This window comes from Ezakiella coagulans, from assembly GCF_003096635.1.
In the GTDB taxonomy this organism is placed as follows: Bacteria; Bacillota; Clostridia; order Tissierellales; family Peptoniphilaceae; genus Ezakiella; species Ezakiella coagulans.
Map to the genome: position 1 here is coordinate 153,064 of NZ_QEKV01000002.1, position 17,543 is coordinate 170,606.

19 protein-coding genes are annotated in these 17,543 nt (G+C 38.2%); 12 read left to right on the forward strand and 7 right to left on the reverse strand.

Translation table 11 applies throughout. The features are described from left to right. Positions 1-5: 5 nt before the first annotated feature. Positions 6-776, reverse strand: coding sequence for an exodeoxyribonuclease III (locus tag C7381_RS02145; protein ID WP_034544769.1), 771 nt, complete (start codon positions 774-776; stop codon positions 6-8). A 187-nt stretch (positions 777-963) separates the two neighbouring features. On the opposite strand from C7381_RS02145, the gene C7381_RS02150 reads away from it, so the two are divergent. From C7381_RS02150 to C7381_RS02175, 6 genes are read left to right on the forward strand one after another with little or no spacing between them, the layout of a single operon-like run. Next, a complete protein-coding gene (locus tag C7381_RS02150) occupies positions 964-1,365 on the forward strand; it encodes a Fur family transcriptional regulator (protein ID WP_034544770.1) in 402 nt (133 codons plus the stop codon). Continuing rightward, positions 1,358-2,323 carry a metal ABC transporter substrate-binding protein gene (locus C7381_RS02155; protein WP_165803559.1) on the forward strand — a complete coding sequence of 322 codons (966 nt, stop codon included), beginning with the start codon at positions 1,358-1,360 and terminating at the stop codon, positions 2,321-2,323. Before C7381_RS02150 ends, C7381_RS02155 begins: the two co-directional genes overlap by 8 nt. Beyond that, positions 2,323-3,018, forward strand: coding sequence for a metal ABC transporter ATP-binding protein (locus tag C7381_RS02160; protein ID WP_116479711.1), 696 nt, complete (start codon positions 2,323-2,325; stop codon positions 3,016-3,018). The genes C7381_RS02155 and C7381_RS02160 overlap by 1 nt, the downstream gene beginning before the upstream one ends. Further along, complete coding sequence (locus C7381_RS02165; protein ID WP_034544773.1) at positions 3,011-3,826, forward strand: metal ABC transporter permease; 816 nt, start codon at positions 3,011-3,013, stop codon at positions 3,824-3,826. Before C7381_RS02160 ends, C7381_RS02165 begins: the two co-directional genes overlap by 8 nt. A 40-nt stretch (positions 3,827-3,866) precedes the next feature. After that, positions 3,867-5,147 carry a peptidoglycan DD-metalloendopeptidase family protein gene (locus C7381_RS02170; protein WP_165803560.1) on the forward strand — a complete coding sequence of 427 codons (1,281 nt, stop codon included), beginning with the start codon at positions 3,867-3,869 and terminating at the stop codon, positions 5,145-5,147. After that, complete coding sequence (locus C7381_RS02175) at positions 5,147-5,917, forward strand: tRNA 2-thiocytidine biosynthesis TtcA family protein (protein ID WP_052085315.1); 771 nt, start codon at positions 5,147-5,149, stop codon at positions 5,915-5,917. The genes C7381_RS02170 and C7381_RS02175 overlap by 1 nt, the downstream gene beginning before the upstream one ends. 89 nt (positions 5,918-6,006) lie before the next feature. Here C7381_RS02175 and C7381_RS02180 read toward each other — a convergent pair whose 3' ends face one another. Beyond that, positions 6,007-6,975, reverse strand: coding sequence for an NAD(P)-dependent oxidoreductase (locus C7381_RS02180; protein ID WP_245893689.1), 969 nt, complete (start codon positions 6,973-6,975; stop codon positions 6,007-6,009). 107 nt (positions 6,976-7,082) lie between these two features. Between C7381_RS02180 and C7381_RS02185 the strand changes: the two genes are divergently transcribed. Both C7381_RS02185 and C7381_RS02190 read left to right on the forward strand, forming a co-directional pair. Then, positions 7,083-8,207, forward strand: coding sequence for a YcjF family protein (locus C7381_RS02185; protein ID WP_034544775.1), 1,125 nt, complete (start codon positions 7,083-7,085; stop codon positions 8,205-8,207). Further along, positions 8,191-8,655, forward strand: a complete 465-nt coding sequence (locus C7381_RS02190; RefSeq protein ID WP_116479713.1) for a pyridoxamine 5'-phosphate oxidase family protein — start codon at positions 8,191-8,193, stop codon at positions 8,653-8,655. The genes C7381_RS02185 and C7381_RS02190 overlap by 17 nt, the downstream gene beginning before the upstream one ends. A 37-nt stretch (positions 8,656-8,692) precedes the next feature. Here the strand turns inward: C7381_RS02190 and C7381_RS02195 are convergent, their stop codons facing one another. From C7381_RS02195 to C7381_RS02215, 5 genes are all read right to left on the reverse strand, one after another. Then, on the reverse strand, positions 8,693-8,881 hold the full coding sequence (locus C7381_RS02195) for a FeoB-associated Cys-rich membrane protein (RefSeq protein ID WP_116479714.1): 189 nt from the start codon (positions 8,879-8,881) through the stop codon (positions 8,693-8,695). A gap of 1 nt (position 8,882) precedes the next feature. After that, positions 8,883-9,689 carry a nucleoside recognition domain-containing protein gene (locus C7381_RS02200; protein WP_342748611.1) on the reverse strand — a complete coding sequence of 269 codons (807 nt, stop codon included), beginning with the start codon at positions 9,687-9,689 and terminating at the stop codon, positions 8,883-8,885. A gap of 386 nt (positions 9,690-10,075) precedes the next feature. Beyond that, the gene (locus tag C7381_RS02205) at positions 10,076-10,633 is read right to left on the reverse strand and encodes an ABC transporter ATP-binding protein (RefSeq protein ID WP_116479716.1); all 558 of its coding nucleotides are present in this window, start codon (positions 10,631-10,633) and stop codon (positions 10,076-10,078) included. Next, positions 10,626-11,363, reverse strand: a complete 738-nt coding sequence (locus C7381_RS02210) for an ABC transporter permease (protein ID WP_116479717.1) — start codon at positions 11,361-11,363, stop codon at positions 10,626-10,628. The genes C7381_RS02205 and C7381_RS02210 overlap by 8 nt, the downstream gene beginning before the upstream one ends. Further along, on the reverse strand, positions 11,353-12,459 hold the full coding sequence (locus C7381_RS02215; protein ID WP_116479718.1) for an ABC transporter substrate-binding protein: 1,107 nt from the start codon (positions 12,457-12,459) through the stop codon (positions 11,353-11,355). Before C7381_RS02215 ends, C7381_RS02210 begins: the two co-directional genes overlap by 11 nt. A gap of 214 nt (positions 12,460-12,673) precedes the next feature. Here C7381_RS02215 and C7381_RS02220 point away from each other — a divergent pair, with 214 nt between their 5' ends. The 4 genes from C7381_RS02220 to C7381_RS02235 all read left to right on the forward strand — a co-directional run bounded on the left by C7381_RS02220 (position 12,674) and on the right by C7381_RS02235 (position 17,532). Beyond that, a complete protein-coding gene (locus C7381_RS02220) occupies positions 12,674-13,159 on the forward strand; it encodes an NADH-quinone oxidoreductase subunit NuoE family protein (RefSeq protein ID WP_034544782.1) in 486 nt (161 codons plus the stop codon). Position 13,160: 1 nt separating this feature from the next. Then, on the forward strand, positions 13,161-14,738 hold the full coding sequence (locus C7381_RS02225) for an NADH-ubiquinone oxidoreductase-F iron-sulfur binding region domain-containing protein (protein WP_116479719.1): 1,578 nt from the start codon (positions 13,161-13,163) through the stop codon (positions 14,736-14,738). 9 nt (positions 14,739-14,747) lie between these two features. Beyond that, entirely contained in the window at positions 14,748-16,481 is a 1,734-nt protein-coding gene (locus tag C7381_RS02230; RefSeq protein ID WP_116479720.1) for an NADH-dependent [FeFe] hydrogenase, group A6, read from the forward strand. 106 nt (positions 16,482-16,587) lie between these two features. Further along, complete coding sequence (locus tag C7381_RS02235; RefSeq protein ID WP_116479721.1) at positions 16,588-17,532, forward strand: 2-keto-3-deoxygluconate permease; 945 nt, start codon at positions 16,588-16,590, stop codon at positions 17,530-17,532. The last annotated feature ends 11 nt before the right edge of the window (positions 17,533-17,543 follow it).

Below are 17,543 nucleotides of genomic sequence, written 5' to 3' on the forward strand. Positions count from 1 at the left end.
ATTATTTAATTTTTATTAAAATCTATTTGTAGTTCAACAGGGCAATGGTCAGAGCCCATAATGTCCATCAAACATTTTGAATCTTCAATATAAGGAACAAGCGATTCGCTCACGATGAAATAGTCGATTCTCCAACCGACATTTCTGTCTCTTGCTCTAGTAATGTAGCTCCACCATGTGTAGACGTCGGTTTTGTCAGGGTAAAGATGTCTGAATGTATCGACAAATCCTCGCTCAAGAAGGAAAGTCATATTTTCTCTTTCCTCTTGTGTAAAACCGGCGGACTTTTTATTTGTGTCCGGATTTTTTAAATCTATTTCTTTGTGTGCTACATTCAAATCACCCGTATAAATTACCGGTTTTTTCTCTTCCAATCCCTTTAAATAGTCACGCATTTTTCCTTCCCAAGTAACACGGTAAGGAATTCTGCTCAAATCATTTTTTGAGTTCGGAGTGTAGCAATTAACAAAATAGAATTTTTCAAATTCGAGCTCAAGCACGCGTCCTTCGTTATCGAAGTCTTCGAAAAAATCAATGCCAGAACGTCTGACGTTTAATGGCTCGACTTTTGTAAAAACTGCTGTACCCGAATAACCTTTTTTCTCTGCTTGGTGCCAATATTGAAAATAGCCCGGCATATCTATTTCGACTTGATGGGCGTGACATTTTGTTTCCTGTATTGCAAAAATATCGGCATCGATGCTATTGAAAAAGTCCATGAAACCTTTTTTTAAGGTAGCTCTAATGCCATTTACATTCCAACTGATTAACTTCATAAATTCTCCTTTTAATAAATAATATCTATTTGATTATTACCCGAAATCGCTGTTTTTAAACAAAATTTACTCTTACAAAAAGAGTGCGATATATGATGACGGCAGTAAAAAACTATTGACAAAATAAGAATATAGTGATAATATATTTTTGGATAATGATTATCATATTCAATTTAAGGAGGATATTATGGCACGTATTTACAATACAGAACAAAGAAATAATATAGACCAGTTGCTTGAAAACGGCGACGATTACAGTTGCGATGAAATTGTTTCAACGCTTCAAAAAGAAGGGAAAAAAGTTGGTGTTGCTACAGTTTATAGACATCTCAAAATGCTTGCAGAAAAAGGAATCATAAACACATATTATGTCGGAGGCAAAGTAAGATATAAGCTTGCACGCGAAGACAGAGATGTCGCAACATTAAAATGTACAAAGTGCGGAAGAAAGTTTGTGCTGGACTGTATCGACCTTTTAAATTTTAAGCACCACATTAAGTCACATCACAATTTTACGATTGACACGAATAGCCTTATTTTTTATGGAGTTTGCAGCGATTGCGAAGAAAAAGAGGAAGACGATGAATAAAAAAGTATTATTTATATTATGTGTTTTTTCACTCTTTTTATTTGGGTGCAAAAAAACTGATAAAGAAATTAAAGAAATAAATCAAGAAAATGGTAAATTAAAGATTGTTGCAACACTTTTCCCGGATTATAGTTTTGCAAAAGCTATTGCAACCGATGCGGACACAACTCTTCTGTTGCCGCCGGGAGTAGACAGTCACACATTTGAGCCGGGACCGGATGATATGAAGCTTTTAAAAGAAGCAGACCTTATCATTTATACCGGAGATTATATGGAAGAATGGTTTAAGAAAATAAGAGAAAGCCTTTCCCTCGACGACAGCAAGATTGTCGATGCATCGAAAGGAATTGAGCTTATAAAATCGGGTCAAGATGATCATGACGATCACGATGAAGAAGATCATGATGAGCATGAGCATCACCATCATCACTTATATGACCCGCACATTTGGACGAGCCCGAAACTTGCAAAAATTATGTGCAAAAATATTTATGACGGACTTATCAATGTGGACAAAGACAATGAATCGAAATACAAAGAAAATTTTGACGCATACACAAAGGAACTTGACAATATAGACGAGGCTTTCACTGAAGTTGTGAAAGAGTCAAAAGATGCAACAATGTATTTTTCAAGTCCTTTTGCACTCAAGTATTTCGCACGCGATTATAATATAAACGCCAGAAGTATTTATCAAACATGTGCATCGGACAGCGAGCCGTCTGCAAAGGATATGGCACTTATAATCGATGATATGAAGGAAAAGAATGCAAAAGTTATTTACTACGAGGAACTTACCGACCCGAAAATGGCAAGAGAAATTGCAAATGAAACGGGGGCTGAACCAGTGCTTTTTCACTCATGTCACAATTTGAGCAGAGATGATTTTAAAAAAGGACTTACGTATATCGAGATTATGAAAAACAATGTTGAAGCGTTAAGGAAAGGAATACTCTAATGCTTGAGGTAAAAAGTCTTTCGGCGAGCTACGGCGATGTTAAGGTTTTCTCGGACTTAAGTTTTGAGATAAAAAGGGGAGACTATCTCGTGATTGTCGGCGAAAACGGCTCGGGCAAGTCCACTCTTATGAAGGCTATTTTGGGACTTAAAAAACCGGACGGAGGCGAGGTTATAAGAAACGAGTTCACGGAAATCGGTTATGTTCCGCAAGTAAACAGTGCACAGAAAAATTTCCCGGCACTTGTAAGAGAAGTTATTTTGAGTGGTTTAATCGAAAGAAAAAAGCTATTTTTCTCAAAAGAGGACAGAAGAAAGCTCGACGAAATATGTAAACTTCTAAACATCGAGGATTTAAAAAACAAGCCGATTTCAAATTTGTCAGGTGGGCAGGAAAAAAGGGTTATGCTGGCACGTGCGATGATAAGAGGGGCGGAGATTTTGTTCTTGGATGAGCCTACAACCGCTCTCGACCCAATTGCAACTGCTGAGTTTTATGATGAAATTGATAGATTGAACCATAACGGGAAAACCATTGTAATTATTTCGCACGATGTCAGAAATGTTATAAACTGTGCGAATATGGTTCTTCATCTCGGTGCAAATAACAGCGGCATACTATTTTTCGGACCAAAGAACGAGTATGTAAAGAGCGACCTTTTCAGAGTTTTAAATGGGGTGCATATTCATGAGTGAGTTATCAACAATGCTATCATATGCTTTTATACAGAAAGCACTCATAGTCGGAGTTTTGACTGGAGTTATCGCAGCGGTATTGGGTGTAAGCCTTGTGCTTAAAAACTATTCTATGATCGGTGACGGACTCAGTCACGTTGGATTTGGAGCATTTGCAATTGCGATAAGTCTTGGCATGGCACCGCTATATTTTTCGATACCTGTGGTTATAGTTGCTGCATTTTTTACTCTTAAAATAAGCAACAACAAAAAAATAAATGCAGACGGAATGATTGCACTTCTTTCGTCGGGAGCACTATCGATTGGAGTTATGGCGACATCACTTACAAAAGGCATGAATGTTGACATTTATCAATTTATGTTCGGCTCGATTCTTGCAACGACATCCGCTGAAGTATATATTACTGTTGCTGTTTCAATTTTTGTAATTTTATATTATATTTTGTTTTATAACAAAATTTTTGCTGTGACATTCGACGAAACATTTTCAAGGGCAATTGGAATAAATGTAAATTTCTATAGAGTTATTCTTTCAGTAATAACTGCGATTGTAATAGTTCTCGGCATGAGGGTTATCGGGGCACTTTTGATTTCAGGGCTAACGATTTTTCCGGCACTCACATCATTTAGAATAGCAAAGAGTTTTAAGGGTTCTATTGTTGCAAGTGCTATTGTCGCATTTGTATCGGTTGTGATGGGTGTAATTATAAGTTTTTTCTTGAGTACTCCGACCGGTGCAACTATTGTTGTTTCAAATCTTTTTATATACATTTTGGCGGTTATCTACGGCAAAGTTAGAAAAATTTGAATTATTGTAAGAAAAGTGGTAAAATAACCACGTGATGAATATGAAAAATAATGATAATAAAATTTTAATTTATGCAGGCTTGTTCCTGCTTTTATTTTCTTTATGTGCAGCAATTATTCAAAAACAGTCAAGTCGAATTTATATTTTTGACGAAAATGGAAAAATGTATGCGAAAGTTAGAAATGAAAATGAAATAAAAGCTGCATTTGAAGAGGCAAAAGAGTCAATAAATTTTGGAAAAATAATTTTATATGAAGATATAAAACAAATGAAAGGTTATGAGCTTTTCGGTAAGACTGTTGACAAATTCGAGCTCGAGGCTATGTTTGTGAACAAGCTTCCCAAATATGTAAACGCGTGGGGAGTTTTTAAAAACGGAGAATGTATAAGTGGCCTTTTGGATCGTGACGATGTGCTTGACATGCTGAGTCAGTTTAAGACTTTTTTTGTCAAGAAAATTACCGGCGGAACTGAAAGGGACACAAAGATTCTCGATGTTAAATTTATGGATGATGTCGAAGTGAAACACACGCTTGTGAGAGACGAGGATATTTTGACAAAGGCGGAGTTCTATTCGAAAATTTTAACGGCAACAAAGAAAAGCAAAATTATTTTCAAAGATGAAAAACTGGGGGATAGTTCAGGGCTTAAAAAAGCATCTGATTTCCCTGGGGTTTTTGTGACAAACAAGGAGCCATTTTCGCTCGATTTAATTATAAAAGATAACAGAATCGAGAGAGTCGTGCTTCCACAAACCACAATTATAAACTTCGATGAAACTTTGGAGAAGGGGGAAGAGGTTGTCGAAAGAGAAGGTATTGACGGTGAATTATTAAGAAATTCGGAAAATGTCTTTATTAACGGACAGGTTGTAAAAACTAAAATTTTAAATGAAGAGGTCAGCGTTGAACCGTCATCTGAAATCAAACGTGTTGGCGATAGAGATGAAGCTTTGAAACCGAAATTCGGTTGGCCGAGTATCGGACGAGTAACAAGCGGATTTGGACCAAGATTTGACGGCTTCCACAGAGGACTTGATATTGCAAACTATCTCGGAGCGACTGTACGAGCATCGCAAAGAGGTAAGGTTGTGTTCGCAGGCTTTAGTGGAAGTTACGGAAATGTGGTTATAATTGATCATAAGGGCGGATATCAAACGCGTTATGCACATCTTTTAAAACCGCTAGTCAGTGTTTCACAAATTGTAGACAAGAACGAAGCAATTGGACTTATGGGCTCGACCGGAAATTCGACAGGCAGCCATGTTCACTTTGAAATTCTAAAAAATGGACAATTGATAGATCCGGAGGATGAATTATAATGCTTGATGGAAAAACTGCGAGAAGAGCTTTAATAAAAAAATTTAGAAAACCGATTTACCGTGAGTTTATTAAGGCGATAAAATCATATAAATTAATTGAATCCGGCGACAAAATCATGTGCTGCGTAAGCGGTGGCAAGGACTCAATCACGCTTTCACTTTTAATGGAGGAGCTATATGAGCACGGTGAGAGAAATTTCGAACTGTGCCATGTTATGATGAATCCGGGATTTGACAGCGACTATGTAAATCACATAAAGGGAATCTACGACAAACTTGAGATGGAATTAAAAGTGTTTGACACCGATATTTTCAAAATTACAAAGGAGATGGCGGCAGACAATCCATGCTTTTTGTGTGCAAGGATGAGACGTGGTGCTCTTTATGGACAGGCAGAAAAACTTGGCGCAAATAAAATTGCACTCGGTCACCACATGGACGACGTTGTGCAAACGACGCTTATGAATATGTTTATGCAAGGGTCGTATAGAAATATGATGCCGATTTTGGACAGTGCGAACCATCCGGGTATCAAACTCATAAGACCGCTCTATCTCGTCGGTGAGTCCGACATCATAAAGTTTAGGGATTATATCGGGCTTGAATCGCTCGGTTGTAGATGCGTTTTGAGCGAAGGCAAGATTGAAACCACGAGAGACAGAATGCGTGAGCTTTTAAACAATTTGGAAAATGAAATACCGGGAGTCAAGAAAAACATTCAAAAATCAATTGAAAATGTTTACATTGATACCGTAATAAAAACAAGATAAAAAATCAGTCCGCTTTTGTAAGCTTTAGAGTTTATGGAGGTGGACTTTTTACATAAAAAAACCGACATGTTTCCACGTCGGTCGATATATTAATTTACTTTATTCGGCGCTTCTTCACCGTTTAAAACGGCGATAATATTTTTTGCAGCCATCATTCCCATTTCGTCCCTTGCTTCGATAGAAGCGTTTCCAAGGTGCGGAGAGAGAACTACATTGTCGAGTTTTAAAAGTGACTCCGTTACAGCAGGTTCAAATTCATAAACGTCAATTGCGGCACCCTTTACAACCTTGTCTTCGAGAGCCTTTGACAGTGCTTTCTCGTCTATAATTGGCCCGCGTGATGTGTTTACAAGATATGCGGTCGGTTTCATCTTTTTAAATGTATCTTCGTTAAAGAGATGGTGCAGTTCTTTAGAATATGACGGATTTAGACTGATGACGTCGCTTTGTTTCAGGAGTTCATCGAACTCTACATATTTTACGCCGAGTTCTTTTTCGAGTGCATCCTCGAGTTTTGTTCTCGAATTATAAATCACGTTCATTCCGAAAGCTTTTGCACGGATTGCAACAGCTTTTCCGATTCGCCCGAGCCCGAAAATTCCGAGAGTTTTTCCGTAAAGCACAGGCCCAAGACCAAAAGTCGGCTTCCAACCTTTAAACTCACCCTTGCGAAGTGCTTCTTCACCCCTAGTTATTCCACGCATAATGTCCACAATAAGTCCCATTGCGATTTCGGCTGTTGCATTCGTAGATCCTTTAGCAGGTGCGTTTGTAACAATTATTCCTTTTTCTCTTGCAGCTGAAATGTCGATGTTGTCGTAGCCCGCTCCGAAGTTTGCAATAATTTTCAAATTTTTCGCACAGTCGATGATTTCTTTGTCCCATTTCTCGCTCAAAGGAATCAAAGCAGCATCGGCGGTTTTAATTTTTTCTTTAAGTATATCTTTCGGTAAAAATTCGAGACTGTCATTGTAGTCCAATTCAAAATTTTTGGAAAGTATCTCGAGAGTGTCTTTCGGAACTCTCATTGTAACTAATATTTTTTTCAAAATTCTCACCTCTAAAAACTTATACCCAATTTGAAAATATAAAATCTTTAAATTTCTCGAATGGAATTATAAGTTTAAAAAGTGATATATGTGGTAAAATATATGTAGGTGATGGTATGAATAAAAATATTGATAATATAAATGTTGCCGACGAGCTTTTCGACAAGACTATGGATGTTTTAAAGGAGATGACTCCTGTAAACGTTTTGGTAGTCGGAAAGACCGGTGTAGGAAAGAGCACTCTAATAAACGCGATTTTCAGGGAGAATCTTGCGACTACAGGTATTGGAAAGCCGGTCACAAAGAGTGTTATGAGAATTACTAAAGAGAATATTCCGATAGTTTTGTACGACACGAAGGGTCTGGAACTCCAAAAGAATGAAAGCGAGATAATTGCCGAAGTGCGTGAGTTTTTAAAGAACAAGGAGTCGGAAAACGATCCGATTCACGTCGCATATTTTGTCGTGAGCGCACAAAGTGCAAGAATCGAAGATGCGGAAATAAATCTTATAAATGAGCTCGCAAAATTTATGCCGGTTATTTTGGTTTTAAGTAAATATTTTGGAGATGAAGCGAGAGAACTTGATAAATATATGCATTCTCTTGATTTGAATGTGGCGGATATAATTCCGGTACTTGCAAAGGAGATGCGTCTTTCATCAAGCCTTGTAATAAAACCGCAGGGCTTAAAGGAACTCGTGCAAAAAACTGTAAGTTTGATTCCAGAAGAGACTAAAAATTCTTTTATTAACGCCCAACATGCGGACATCGATTTGAAAGTGAAAAGGGCACGCAGTTGGGCGAAAAAATATATTGCAACAACTTTCGGAGTCGGATTTGTTCCAATACCGTTCAGCGATGCGTCAGTTTTGGTGCCGATGCAAGTTGCGATGCTTGCTCATATAACGGCGATTTTCGGACTTTCGCTTGATAAGACACGGCTCACGTCAATAGTTGCAGCGGTCGGAGGGACCGGCGGTGCAACATTTCTCGGAAGATATATCGTTTCCAATGTTTTAAAACTTATTCCGGGGGCGGGCACAATTTTAGGCGGACTGATTTCCGGAAGCACAGCGTCGATTTTAACCACTGCACTTGCATTTTCATATATTGAGACGCTTGCAATCATGACAAAAAACGAAAAAGAAGGAAAGAGCATGAGCGTATTCGAACTCGAAGAGCTTATGAAAAAATTATATAAGGAGCATTTAAGTAATAAAAACGATGAGACAAAAAAATAGAGAAATAAAAGATATAAATAAAATCGCAGAGGTCATTGATTCGTGCGAAGTTTGCAGAATTGCGATAAATGACGAAGAGTACCCTTACATCGTTCCTTTGAATTTTGGGTATGAAATGAAGGATAATATTATTTTATATTTTCACTCAGCACTTGAAGGGAAGAAAATTGACCTCTTAAAAAAGAACAACAAAGTATGCTTTGAGATGGACACAGCTCACGAACTCTATTCGGAGGAATCTCGTGGATATTGCACATTTAGATACAAGAGCGTCATAGGAACGGGCGAGATTCATTTTATTGAGGACGAAAAAGAGAAGGAGCATGCACTTCAAAAAATTATGGATCACTATCACATGGAAGATTTTCCGTGGAGCAGGGCAGCAATGCCTAGAACGGCCGTTTATAAACTTGAAGTTAGAAGCATTACAGGAAAAGAAAAAAATTAAGTACAAAAAAATGTCGGGGTTTTCCCCGACATTTTTATTATTTTCTATTTTGCTTTTGTTGCCATTCTTTGTAACCGCGTTCAAGTTCTTTTTGTTTCTTTTGGCAGTCGCAATTGTGCGAACATCCGGCACAACCGCCCGACTTTAAAGAACTTCTTACACGTTTTATCGCAAAGAATAAAACTATTAATATTATACCAACCAAAATTATATCAACTGGACGCATTTTATGCCACCTTTTTGTATTTAGACTTTTGTCTGAGTCTTGTAATAAGTGCACCTATAACTGCAACGACGATAAGCCCGGCTATTACATATAAAATCAAATTTCCTTTAACGTCGATCGATTCACTCGCTTCTTCCAAGATGGAGTGGTCGAGATGAATTTTTTCGGTGTATTTTGTGCCTGCGAAAATGAGGCTGCCGACTTGATTTACAATGAATGAGAGCACGTATGCGAGCGTTGTTTGGAAACCGACTGTAAAGAGCGTGTCTTTAGTGTTTACAAGTTCGCGTTTCATAGCTCCGATTGCTGCGAAGCAAGGTGCTGCGAACATTGTGAAAATAATAAACGAAAATGCTGTAACATAGCTGAAGTAAATCGGAACTTTTGATCCGACGCTTGCAAATGTTGCAACTACAACTTCTTTTGCGACAAGTCCTGTGATTGATGCAACGGCCGGTGCCCATGAATCACCAAATCCGAGCGGAACGAAGATGTATCTTAATGCACCGCCGATTTGAGCGAGCATTGAGCTTTCGGTGTCTTCTCCCAAATATTCGAATTTGAAATTGAAGCTTTGGAGAACCCAAAGTGTTAAACATGCGATAAAGATAACAGTTCCGGCTTTAATTATGAATGATTTACCCTTTTCCCACATGTGAATAATAACGTTCTTGATGGTCGGGAGTCTGTATGGAGGAAGTTCCATAACAAACGGAGCCGGGTCACCCTTAAATCTCTTTGTGTGCTTTAAAATAATTCCTGCAATTATAACAACTGCAATTGCGATGAGATAGATGAGCGGAGCAATCCATGAAGCTTTTTCACTGTCGCAGTTTCATTAATTTTTAAATCTTCAATAGTTCTCATAATTACGCCTCACAAACATCGATTTTAGATCCAAGCGTTCTATCAATCGCAACTCTCGACTCATAAAGTTTTACAATTATGCCGCTCTCCGTTTTTTGAAGAATCTAGACAATTGCATCAGGAACAAATCCCATATTTCTGAGATGAGTTACAACTTCCTCGGGTCCTCTTACTCTTAAGATTTTATAATCTTTATTTTCATCTCCCATTATTATCGGCATTTTTTCCTCATTCAAAAGGTCTTTTATAAATTAGACTATGCTAACAGAGTTATTATATACTTAAAAATTCTCAAAGATAAGCCTTTTTAATAGATATGTTGTAAAATTAAATAAAAAGCTCTTTTTCATGCTCTAAAAATGGAGCGATAGATTCGCCGGTGTAAAGAACAGTACGACCTTTGATGTGTTTTGATATGAAATTAATTGTAATGTTTTTTGTGTAATCGTCGAGGCCGAGAAGTGGTTCGTCCAAAAATAAAACATCTGAATCCGAAAGTAATGCACGTATTATCGAAAGTCTGCTTCGCATGCCGGTCGAGAGCTCGGATGCTTTTTTATTTATGTCTTTATCGAGGCCAAGTTCAAAAAATGCGTCTAAAAGTTCTGAGTCACTTCTATTTGTAAAAAGTTTTATCTCCTTAAAAATATTTATTCCACCCAAAAAAACTCTCTCCGGAAAAACGATTGCCGCTTTTTGAAAGGTGTTTGAGAGCTGTCCGGTGAAATTGGAATCAAGTCCCGCCACAATTCGAATAAGAGTGGTTTTTCCAACGCCCGACTTGCCGATAATGTGTAAAATATCACCTGATTTTATTTCAAGATTTATATTTTCAAGTATTAAATTGTCGTCAAATCTTTTTTCTTTAAGTTCAAGTTTAATCATAGATTTTTAAAGTCCTTTTGTATAAAAAGCCGGCAATCATTTCGAATATAAATGAAAGTAATATAACTATAAATGTGATTGCGACCAAATCAGGCATGTCAAAAGAAAGTTTTGAGATATACATGAGTTCACCAAGACCGCCGGATGCACCTGACACAACTTCCGACGTTGCACCCGCCTTAAATGAAAGTCCGAGGGCGATTCTAAGGCTCATAAGCGTGCTTTTTACAATTGCAGGAAGTTCAATATATCGAAAAACTGTGAAGCTTTTTAATTCATATACAGCTGCGAGTTCAAGTTTACCTTTGTCGATGTTTGTGAGAGAGTTGTAGACATTTTCGTAGACAATCGGTAGAGTCACAAAGATAACAACAATTATTGAAAGTAGATTTTTTTCTGCGAAAAACAGCACTATTAAAACTATGCTTATTACAGGAATCGTTCGAAGAATTGAAAAGAGAGGTTCCAAGTATTCCTTCAGTTTAAATTTATACGACACATAGCTCAAAATATTTCCGAAAACTATCGAGATTAACACACCGACTAAAATTCGCACGGTGGTTTTTAAAATTGCCGGCTGAAGAGTGTGGGATTGAATCATCAAGGTAATCCTTTTAAAAACAGCTATAAAAGATGGCAGAATAATTTCGTCATCAACAATAAGGGCTGCAACGCTCCATATAATAATCAGCGCTACAGCCCCCAAGAATCTTTTTTTGCTAGTTTTCATATTGCGGTAATTTTCCACCGATCAATTCCGGATTTGTGTCCATAAGTGCGGAGAAAAATTTATCAAGCTCATCATGGAGTGCTTTTCCCGTCAAATTTACGAATTCAATTTTCGGAAGAGAATTTTCGGCGACTTTTTGAGGAACGATGCCCATTGATTCAATCACTTTAGAATATGCAGCAGGTGCTTGTCTCAAGGAGTCGATACCCTTTGTATAGAAATTTAAGAACTTAATGATATCTTGAGATTTTTCTTTGTACACATTTGCTTTTGCAACAATTACAGATGTGATGACTTGCGGAAGCTCTGCATCTTTCCATACTTTATTTATGTCGATGACCGGTTTTAATCCTTCAACCTTTCCCGCTATTGCAGTTGCAAAAGGTTCCGGAAGGAGAAGGAGAGCGTCTGCGTTCTTTTTTATGATTGGAGCAGCTTCTGTTGGTTCGTTTAAAAACACCGGATTGATGTCAGCTTGTGTAAGGTTTGCTGTTTCAAGAAGCTTGTTTAAAATCATTTCAGGAACGGCTCCGCGACCTGTAAGCGCAATTGTCTTTCCCTTTAGTTCAGATATGTCTTTAATTTCATTTTTACCAACGAGATTCAAAACATTTCCTGCATTTCCATAAAGAACTTCCAAATTCATTCCACTGTTTTTAAGCTTTGCAAAAAGATTTGACGGAATGAGATAGATGTCGCCTTCGTCTTTTTTTAGTGCGGCGATTTGCTCTTCAATCGAACCTGTTATAACGAGATTTGTTCCTAGAAAATTGACCATAGGAGCCATGCTCATTGCAGTCGGTCCCTTCATTGTGTAGACTTTAAGTCCACCTATTTCCAAAGATTTACCGGCTTTTGAATTGTCATCTTTTTCATCATCCTTATCAGTAGAAACTGATTTTTTGTCGTCGTCTTTGGCATCTTTATTGTCTTCATCTTTTGAAGTTTCGGTATCATTAACTTCGCCTTCAACATTTTTTTCAGTTACATTTTTATCTTCATTCTTCGTGCATCCATATTGACTTGTCACCAATAAAAAGATTGGAACGAAAAGCATGAATAGTGAAACAATTAATTTAAAATTTTTATTTTTCATTTTGTCCTCCAAATAAATATATTCAATCCAATTATACAATACCTTATCTAAAAAATCAAAACCTATTAATTGTTATAAAAATGATTAATTTGTTTCAAAATATTGACAGCAAATTATTTATAATGTATAATATATCTATACTTAATAATTAAAACTTATAATGGGGAAATTTACTCATGGAGTAAAAGAAACATGAATTAGAAAGGAGTTTCGTATGACTTTTTGCTACAAAAAAGATAAGGACAAATTTGATGAATTCGTAAAATTTGTCGATATGAAAAAGGACACACCGGGGGCAGTTATGCCGGTGCTACAAGAAGCACAACATATATTCGGCTACATACCGGAACCAATAGTTGACTATATCGCATTAAAGCTCAACAAGCCATCAAGCGAAATTTTCGGAGTTGCAACATTCTATTCACAATTCACATTGACACCGAGAGGAGAACATGAAATTTGTATTTGTCTCGGAACTGCATGTTATGTAAAAGGTGCGGATAAACTTTTGGATGAATTCTGCAAGACTTTAAATGTAAAGCCGGGAGAAACTACACCGGACGGCAAGTTCTCAGTAATTGAAACAAGATGCGTTGGAGAATGTGGAAGTGCACCTGTTGTTACTGTTGACGGAAAAAATATTCCATTTGTAAAGAAGGATATGATTGACCAAATATTATTTGATGCAGAGGGGAAATAATATGAATAGACAAGAACTTACAAAAATTAAAAAAGATACTTATCCTCATCTCATAGAAAGACTTGAAAAGGGTGGATTTGTAATTGACGGTGAAGACATATATCCTGAGGGCGATTTCTACAAAAAACAAAAGAGAATTGTTTTGAGAAACTGCAACGTCATTGACCCTGCTTCAATTGAAGAGTACATTGCAAGAGACGGCTATTTTGCACTTGAAAAGTGTTTAAGCGAAATGAGTCGCGAAGAAATTATTGACACTGTTAAAAAATCCGGACTAAGAGGACGCGGCGGCGCAGGATTCCCGACCGGAAGAAAGTGGGAAGCTGCATACGTGCAAACAGAACCTACGAAATATATAATTTGTAACGCTGACGAAGGAGACCCTGGAGCATTCATGGACAGATCTGTCCTCGAATTCGACCCGCACAGTGTGCTTGAAGGCATGGCTATTGCAGGGCTTGCAGTTGGTGCAAAACATGGCTTTATATACGTAAGAGCAGAATATCCAAAAGCTGTTGACAGTTTAAATATTGCAATAAAAGAAGCTGAGGAAAAAAATCTTCTCGGAAAAAATATTATGGGAAGCGATTTTGATTTCTCAATTGAACTTAGACTTGGTGCAGGTGCGTTTGTATGCGGTGAAGGAACCGCTCTTATGGAATCCATAGAAGGAAAACGCGGTATGCCGAGAAACAAAGAGTTCAGAACTACCGAACGCGGCCTTTGGGGCAAGCCGACAGTAATAAATAATGTAGAAACATTTGCAAATATCGCACAAATTATAAATAAGGGTGCTGATTGGTTCAATTCAATCGGCACAAAGGATTCACCGGGCACGAAAGTTTTTGCACTTGTTGGAAAAATCGAGCACTCGGGACTTGTTGAAGTGCCGATGGGAACTTCGATAAACACGATAGTTTATGACATCGGTGAAGGCATTCAAAACGGCAAAAAAGCGAAAGCCGTTCAAACGGGTGGACCGTCAGGCGGTTGTATTCCGACTGAGCTTTTTGACACCGGATGTGACTTTGAATCATTGAAAGCAATCGGCTCAATCATGGGCTCCGGCGGAATGGTTGTAATGGACGAAGACGATTGTATGGTCGACGTTGCAAGATTTTTCCTCGAGTTCTCAGTCGATGAATCGTGCGGAAAATGCACACCTTGCAGAATCGGAAACAAGAGACTTTATGAAATGCTTGTCGATTTGACTGAGGGAAGGGGCGACGAAACAACGATTGAAAAGCTTGAAACTCTTTCGAAAGTTGTTTGCGAAACAAGTCTTTGCGGACTTGGACAATCGAGCCCGAATCCGATTTTGTCAACGCTCCATTATTTCAAAGATGAATACATGGCTCACGTTGGTGATCACAAAACTTGTCCGGCAAAGAGATGTAAAGGCATTCTCAATTACTTTATCACCGACAAATGTATCGGTTGTACAAAATGTGCAAGAAAATGTCCGGTCAGCTGTATTTCCGGAGAAGTTAGAGCGAAACACGAAATTGATTCTACAAAATGCATTAAATGCGGACAATGTATGGACGCATGTCCTGTGAATGCAATAATTTTGGATTAGGAGGTCAAAATGATTAACCTTAAAATCAACGGAATAGATGTAAGTGTGGAGAAGGGCACTACCATTTTGCAGGCGGCAAATATGATAGATATCCAGATTCCAACACTTTGTCATATGGATTTACACGACATAAAATATATAAATAAACTAGCAAGCTGTAGAGTTTGTATGGTTGAAGATAAAAAAAGTGGAAAACTTTTTCCATCATGTGCAACACCTGTAAAGGAAGGCATGATTATTGAAACTGATTCCATCAGAGCTGTTCAAGCTAGAAGAACTGTTGTAGAACTTCTTCTTTCGGATCACCCGAATTCTTGTTTGACATGTGCGAAGAACCTCGACTGTCAACTTCAAAAAATAGCTCACGATCTTGGAATAAGAGAAATTCCATATCAAGGTGAAATGAGACAACTTCCGATTGACGCAAACAGCCTTTCGCTTGTGAGGGATCCTAACAAATGTATCCTTTGCAGAAGATGCGAAACTATGTGTAATGAAGTTCAAACAGTAGGTGCACTTGCTGAAATCGGAAGGGGCTTTTATACTCACGTCGGCAGCACTTTTAACAGATCTATGTACGAAACGACGTGCACATTCTGCGGTCAATGCTTGAGCGTTTGTCCGACAGGTGCCCTAACGGAAGTTTCAAATGTGAGAAAAGTTTGGAAAGCACTCCATTCGGACAAGACTGTTATAGTTCAAACAGCACCGGCTGTAAGAGTTGCACTCGGCGAAATGTTCGGCATGGAACCGGGAACTGTTGTGACAGGAAAGATGGTTACAGCTCTAAGAAAACTCGGATTTGATATGATTTTTGACACTAACTTTGCAGCGGACCTCACAATTGTTGAAGAAGCAAATGAATTTGTCGAAAGAATGAAAGGAAACGGTAAGCTTCCGATTTTAACTTCATGTTGTCCGGGTTGGGTAAACTTTATGGAGCAACAATTCTCAGATATGATTGATATTCCAAGCACATGTAAGAGTCCGCATGAAATGTTCGGTGCAATTGCAAAGTCATATCTCTGCGAAAAGCTTAATATTAAACCGGAAGACATGGTTGTTGTTTCAGTAATGCCATGTATTGCAAAGAAATTTGAAGCAGCAAGACCGGAACTCGAACACAAGGGAGCATCCGATGTTGACATGGTTATAACGACAAGAGAACTCGCATCGATGATTAAAGAAGCTGGAATTCATTTCACAGAACTTCCGGATGATGACTTTGACGATCCAATGGGAGAGTCCACAGGTGCAGGTGCAATTTTCGGGGCAACGGGCGGAGTTATCGAAGCGACTGTAAGAACAGCTTATGAAACTTTGACCGGCAAGGAACTTGAAAAGCTCGAGTTCACAGATTTGAGAGGGCTCACAGGCATCAAAGAAACCACTGTTAAAATTGGTGATAGAGAAGTCAGAATTGCGGTTGCAAATGGGCTTGGAAACACGAGAAAACTTTTAAACAAAGTTAAGAGCGGCGAAGAAAAGTTTGATGCAATTGAAGTTATGGCGTGTCCTGGCGGATGCATCGGCGGTGGTGGACAACCTTTCCACCATGGTGACATCAGCATACTGAAGAGAAGAGCTGAAGGAATTTACAGTGTTGACCACAACAAAAAGCTTAGAAAATCACACGAAAATCCAAAGATTATAGAGCTCTATGAAACATATCTCGGAGAAGTTGCAGGACCAAGAGCACACGAACTTCTTCATACAAGTTATACAGCAAAACCAAAACTATAATTTAAATTATCCCCCGCGCATAGAATTTGCGTTCGGGGGTTTATTTATACCTTTTTATGAACATTTATCTTTATATTGGGTATAAGTAAGATAGTGGAGGTGTAATATGCTAAAGTTTATGAAAAAAATTCCGGGAGGACTCCTTCTGGTACCTATGCTTATAAGTGCGCTTTTTGCAACATTTTTGCCGGATATATTTAAAATAGGCGGAATGACCGAAGCGTTTTATACAACAAAGGGAATCAACTACATAGTCGCACTTGTGTGTTTCTGTTCATCAGCGGCACTCGATTTGGAAAAGATGAAAAAAGTTATACGAAAACAAGGCTCAATTCTTGCACTAAAAGTTGCAATCTGTTTTTTGTTTTCTTTTTTATATTTTAAATTTTTTGGTATGAATGGAATTTTTGGAATTTCGGCAATTGCTTTTACCGCAACGATTTGTTCATTAAATCCGTCACTCTATCTTGCTCTCGTCTCCGATTACGGCGATCCGGGAGATGAAGCGGCATTTGGACTCACAGGACTTCTTTGTGTTCCGGCATTTCCGATGCTTGTTTACAGCGTGTCTAAAGTATCGGGCGTCGACTGGATGCCTGTTGTGTCGGTTCTAGTTCCAATTGTTTCGGGAATCGTTATTGGAAATCTCGATAAAGATTTGGGCAAATTTTTTGCAGGAGCAGTTCCGATTTTAACGCCGTTTATGGGTTGGGCCTTCGGTGCAGGTATCAATTTGATTGCAGCATTTAAAGCGGGCTTAGAAGGAATTCTTCTTACGGTAATTTTCTATGTCGTATCATTCCCACTTCTTTGGTTATTTGAAACAAAAGTTTTGAAGGAAAGCGGAATAACAACATTTGCAATTTCCTCAATCGCGGGACTCAGTGTTTCCGTGCCTTCGCTTATTGCAGCTGCTGACCCGAGCGTCGCAGATATTGCAAGCGTGGCGGTTGCGCAAATTGCTTTGGGCGTTGTTATTACCAGCATCATAACGCCGTATATTACAGCGGTTTATGCAAAGAAAAAGGGAATTGAAAAGAGAGTACTATAAATAAAAATCTA